Source organism: Bradyrhizobium sp. (assembly GCF_019244115.1).
Taxonomy (GTDB): Bacteria; Pseudomonadota; Alphaproteobacteria; order Rhizobiales; family Xanthobacteraceae; genus Bradyrhizobium.
On the sequence record NZ_JAFATE010000051.1, the window covers coordinates 1 to 5,210 of the forward strand.

Consider the following 5,210-nt stretch of genomic DNA (forward strand, 5'->3'; position numbering starts at 1 on the left):
AGCCGCCGCGCGATGTCCGGCGCCATTTCCTTTTCGCTGTCCGCCACCCGCGCTGCGGCGGCGCGCAGCCGGGGCAGGATGTCCTCGACCCGTTCGGCCTTGAGGATCTCGACCGACATGTCGGTGCGGATGAACTGGGTGGCGCGCATATGCGTGAACAGGTGCAGGAGCGGTTCCCAGAAGCCGTCAATGTCGGCGAGCAGAACCGGCTTGGCATGGCGGCCGAGCTGCTTCCAGGTGAGCTGCTCGACCAGCTCCTCCAGCGTGCCAATACCGCCGGGCAGCGCCACGAAGGCGTCGGAATGCTCAAACATCAGCCGCTTGCGTTCATGCATGTCCGGCGTGACGATCAAGTCCTTGAGCGGCATCATGACTTCCTTCTTGACGAGGAATTCGGGGATGATGCCGGTGACCTCGCCGCCGTGCTCGAGCACCGCGCGCGCCACGGCCCCCATCATGCCGACCGAACCGCCGCCATAGACCAGCCGGATTCCGTTCTCGGCAAAAATCCTGCCGAGTGCCTCGGCTGCCTCGATGAAACGTGGGTTGGTCCCGGAGCCGGAGCCGCAATAGACGCAGACAGTGCGAATGGTTGTCATAAGGATCATGTGGCACTGCAACAGAGGAGGCGTCAAGCGTTTCGGATCGACCGCCTGATTCGTGGGTGGGAGATCAATGGGCGGCAAATACCCGCCCGGAGGGCTAAACAATCGGGCAGTTGTGGGTACACGGGGTGTTCTGACATCCTATATGACGACGGTCTCAACGTTAACGAGGTGAGCGCTAGATCGCTCCGATAAGGGTTCCGATTTGATGGCTCATGCTCATATGCCACAGCAGGCCCCCACGCCGCTTCCTTCCCCGGCGTCGGCCGAGCAGGCCACCCTGATCGGGACGCTGGTTCATCTCTGGCCGTTCATCTGGCCGGGCGACCGCGCCGACCTGAAGATGCGCGTGGTGTGGTCGGTGGTGCTGCTGCTGGTCGCGAAGCTCGCCACCCTTGCGGTGCCCTTCACGTTCAAATGGGCGACCGATGCGCTGACCGGCAAGGGCAGCGCGCCGCTCGATCCGTCGAGCTGGATGGTGTGGGTGATCGCCTCGCCCCTGCTGATGACGGCAAGCTATGGCGGCATGCGCATTTTGATGGCGGTGCTGACGCAGTGGCGCGACGGCATTTTCGCCCGCGTGGCGATGCACGCCGTGCGCAAGCTCGCGCAGATCACCTTCGTCCACATGCATGAACTGTCGCTGCGCTTTCATCTCGAGCGCAAGACCGGCGGATTGACGCGGGTGCTCGAGCGCGGCCGCAACGGCATCGAGACCATCGTGCGGATGGTGATCCTGCAGCTGATTCCGACCGTGGTCGAGGTGTCGCTCCTGCTCGGCGTGCTGCTCTGGCATTTCGACTGGCGCTATGTGCTCGCGATCGCGGTTATGGTCGCCATCTATATGTACTACACGTATCGCGCGACCGAGTGGCGGATCGGCATCCGCCGCAACATGAACGAGTCCGACACCGACGCCAACACCAAGGCAATCGATTCGCTTCTGAACTACGAAACGGTCAAATATTTCGGTGCCGAGACGCGCGAAGCCCGGCGCTACGATCGTTCGATGGCGCGCTACGAAGAGGCGAGCGTCAATGCCTATACCTCGCTCGCACTGCTCAACACCGGACAGGCCGTCATCTTCACCTTTGGCCTGACCGCGACCATGGTGATGTGTGCGCTCGGCGTGCGCAGCGGGCGGAACACGGTCGGCGACTTCGTCCTGATCAATGCAATGATGATCCAGCTCTACCAGCCGCTCAACTTCATGGGCATGGTCTATCGCGAGATCAAGCAGGCGATCATCGACATCGAGAAGATGTTCGAGGTGCTGGCGCGCGATCCCGAGATCAAGGACGCGCCCGATGCCGGGCCGCTATCCGTGACATCAGGCGCCATCCGCTTCGACGACGTCCGCTTTGCCTATGAGGCGGAGCGTCCGATCCTCAAAGGCCTCTCTTTCGAGGTGCCGGCCGGCAAGCGGGTCGCCATCGTCGGTCCTTCCGGCGCCGGCAAGTCGACCATCTCGCGGCTGCTGTTCCGCCTCTATGACGTCTCCGGCGGCAGCATCACAATCGACGGGCAGGACATCAGGGGCGTCACTCAGGCCTCGTTGCGCGCCGCGATCGGCATGGTGCCGCAGGATACCGTGCTGTTCAACGATACCATCCGCTACAACATCCGCTATGGCCGTTGGGACGCCAGCGATGCCGACGTCGAAGAGGCGGCACGCCTTGCCCAGATCGATTCCCTGATCCGCATGGCGCCGAGGGGATATGAGACCCAGGTCGGCGGGCGTGGCCTAAAACTGTCGGGCGGCGAAAAGCAGCGCGTGGCGATTGCGCGCACCGTGTTGAAGGCGCCGCCGATCCTCGTGCTCGATGAAGCGACCTCGGCGCTCGACAGCCACACCGAGCACGAGATCCAGGAGGCGCTCGACCGCGTCTCTCGCAATCGGACGTCTCTCGTGATCGCGCACCGCCTTTCCACCATCGTCAGCGCCGACGAGATTATCGTGCTCGACCAGGGCCGCATCGCGGAGCGCGGAACCCATGTCGCACTTTTGGCGAGAGGCGGGCTTTATGCCAGCATGTGGAACCGGCAGCGCGAGGCTGAGGCCGCGCGCGAGCGGCTGGCGCAGGTCGATGATGGCAACGATGCGCCCAATCGCGAGCCGCCGCCAGTCGCCGACGGTCTGGCGGCACAGGCGGCCGCGGAATGATCTTGTGCGCGCTCCGTGATCCGTCCTAATCCTCTCCCGGCGGCCGCAGCGCGGCGCCACCCTTTCCCGCAAGGGGAGAGGGTATCAACAGAGCAAGCGGCTGATCTCGAACATGTCCATCTCCGATTCCATTCGCGGCCAAATGCCGCCGATCCACCCGGAAGGCTATCCGTTCATCGGCGGCTTTGCGCTGGCGAGCCTGATCCTGTTCTGGATCTGGTCGCCGCTCGGCTGGATCGCCACGGTGCTGACCATCTGGTGCGCCCTGTTCTTCCGCGATCCGGTCCGCGTCACGCCGGTGCGCGAAGGTCTGGTTGTGGCGCCCGCCGACGGGCGGATCTCGATGATCACGCAGGCCCTGCCGCCGTCCGAGCTCGGGCTCGGCGACCGCCCGCTGCCGCGCATCTCGATCTTCATGAGCGTGTTCAATTGTCACGTGAACCGCAGCCCGGTGGCCGGCCGCATCGAGCGCATCGCCTATCGGCCCGGCGCCTTCATCAACGCCGAGCTGGACAAGGCGAGCGAGGACAATGAACGCAACTCGCTGGTCATCGCAACCGCGGACGGGCGCATCGGCGTGATCCAGATCGCGGGTCTGGTGGCGCGCCGCATCGTCGCGTTCGTGCGCGAGGGCCAGACCATCGGGGCCGGCGAACGGTTCGGCCTGATCCGGTTCGGCTCCCGACTGGATATCTATCTGCCCGAGGGCACGCGCGCGCTGGTTGCGGAAGGGCAGACTGCCGTTGCAGGCGAGACCGTGCTGGCCGATTTCCGGCAAGGCGATGCGGGACGGACGTTCCGGCGGGATTAACCGTCGCAACAGCCGATTATTGGCAGTTTCAGCGCGTGGCGCGGCGGGCCGGGTCTTGTTATATTGCTGTCATGGCCTTTGACCCGACCGCTCCCGTATCTGCCGAATTGCGCCGCCGCCGGTTTCGTCCGATCCCGGTGCGGATGCTGGTGCCCAACGTCATCACCCTGCTTGCGATCTGCGCCGGCTTGACGGCGATCCGCCTGTCGACGGAAGGGCGGATGGAGCTCGCCGTCTATGCGATCGTCTTCGCGGCCGCGCTCGACGGCATCGACGGCCGGATCGCGCGCCTGATCAAGGGGCAGTCGAGGTTTGGCGCCGAACTCGACAGCCTCGCCGATTTCGTCAATTTCGGCGTCGCGCCCGGCTTGATGCTGTATTTCTGGCAGCTCCATGAGCTGAAGAACGGCGGCTGGATCGCCGCAATGGTCTATGCGATTTCGGGGGGCCTCCGGCTCGCCCGCTTCAACGCGACGATGGATGAGCCGAACAAGCCGCCCTTTGCTGCCAACTACTTCACAGGCATGCCGGCGCCGGCCGGCGCGATCACGGTGCTGCTGCCGATCTATCTCGCCTTCGTCGGTCTGCCGATGCCGCCGGCGTTGCTCACGGCGTTCTATACGCTCCTGATCGCCTTCCTGATGGTGTCGCGCCTGCCGGTGTTCTCCGGCAAAACGATGCGGATGCGGGTGCCGCCGGAGCTGGTGCTGCCGGTGTTCGTGTCCGTGATCTTCTTCATCGCGCTCCTCGTCGGCTATCCCTGGTACATTCTGTCGGCCGGATCGATCCTGTTTCTGCTCAGCCTGCCGATGGGCTGGAAATCCTATCGCGATCAGGCGCAGAGGGCTGCCGCCGCGACGCCGGCAGAGGTTGGCGGCGCAAATCCAGCGCCGTCCTATCCCCCTGCGACCGGCAATACCAAGCAGCCCGACGACGATCGTCCCGAACGCCTGCACTGAGCGCAGATCTCAGCGCGATCTCCTGTCATGGCAGCGGGGCGGCTTTTGCCGCCCGTCGGCCGGTCCGCTATAGGGGGTTTTCGCGCGATGGCACCGCAAAACCCGTCGCGGCAACCCCGGAGAGAAACGCTCGTGACCCAGACCACCGCAGCCCCGTTGGCCCCGTCCGTCGTCGAAGCCCTGGCGCGCTATGATACGCCGACGATCTGCAATGCGATGGAGATCGTGGCGCCCGAGCGGAGGCTGATCGGATTTACGACAAAACCGCTGGTCTGCCCGTTTCCCGAGCTGCCGCCGATGGTCGGCTATGCCCGCACGGTGACCATTCGCTCCGTGGTGCAATCTGGCCTTCCCGCCGCCGAACAGGCCAAACGCCGCATCGCCTATTATGAATATGTCGGCACCGGTTTCGGCCCGCGCATCGCCGTGATCCAGGACATCGACGGGCCCGACATCGGCTATGGCGCGTTCTGGGGCGAGGTGCAGAGCAATGTGCATAAGGCGCTCGGCTGTCTCGGCGTCGTCACCGACGGCTCGGTCCGCGACGTGCCGCAATGGGCCCCGGGTTTCCAGGCGCTGGCAGGCTCGATCGGCCCCTCGCACGCTTGGGTGCATGCCGAAAGTTTTGGCGGCGAGGTCCGCGTCGCCGGGATGACGGTGCGCTCCGACGA

The 5,210-nt window shown here is 64.9% G+C and carries 5 protein-coding genes; 4 read left to right on the forward strand and 1 reads right to left on the reverse strand.

All coding sequences use genetic code 11. The features are described from left to right. On the reverse strand, positions 1–599 hold a 599-nt coding region (locus tag JOZ76_RS02425; protein WP_291697041.1), incomplete at its 3' end, for a TIGR00730 family Rossman fold protein. 229 nt (positions 600–828) lie between these two features. Here JOZ76_RS02425 and JOZ76_RS02430 point away from each other — a divergent pair. The 4 genes from JOZ76_RS02430 to JOZ76_RS02445 all read left to right on the forward strand — a co-directional run. Continuing rightward, positions 829–2,769 carry an ABCB family ABC transporter ATP-binding protein/permease gene (locus JOZ76_RS02430; RefSeq protein WP_291697038.1) on the forward strand — a complete coding sequence of 647 codons (1,941 nt, stop codon included), beginning with the start codon at positions 829–831 and terminating at the stop codon, positions 2,767–2,769. A 103-nt stretch (positions 2,770–2,872) separates the two neighbouring features. Further along, entirely contained in the window at positions 2,873–3,580 is a 708-nt protein-coding gene (locus tag JOZ76_RS02435) for a phosphatidylserine decarboxylase (protein ID WP_291697042.1), read from the forward strand. Positions 3,581–3,651: 71 nt separating this feature from the next. After that, positions 3,652–4,539 (forward strand): CDP-alcohol phosphatidyltransferase family protein, encoded by an 888-nt coding sequence (locus JOZ76_RS02440; RefSeq protein ID WP_291697039.1) that lies wholly within the window; start codon positions 3,652–3,654, stop codon positions 4,537–4,539. A gap of 132 nt (positions 4,540–4,671) precedes the next feature. Further along, a partial coding sequence (locus JOZ76_RS02445; protein ID WP_291697040.1) for an RraA family protein occupies positions 4,672–5,210 on the forward strand: 539 nt, incomplete at its 3' end.

Bases quoted from the DNA above. Each gene is read 5' to 3' on its own strand.
- JOZ76_RS02430 (WP_291697038.1), top strand. From the start codon at position 829: ATGCCACAGCAGGCCCCCACGCCGCTTCCTTCCCCGGCGTCGGCCGAG.
- JOZ76_RS02440 (WP_291697039.1), top strand. From the start codon at position 3,652: ATGGCCTTTGACCCGACCGCTCCCGTATCTGCCGAATTGCGCCGCCGC.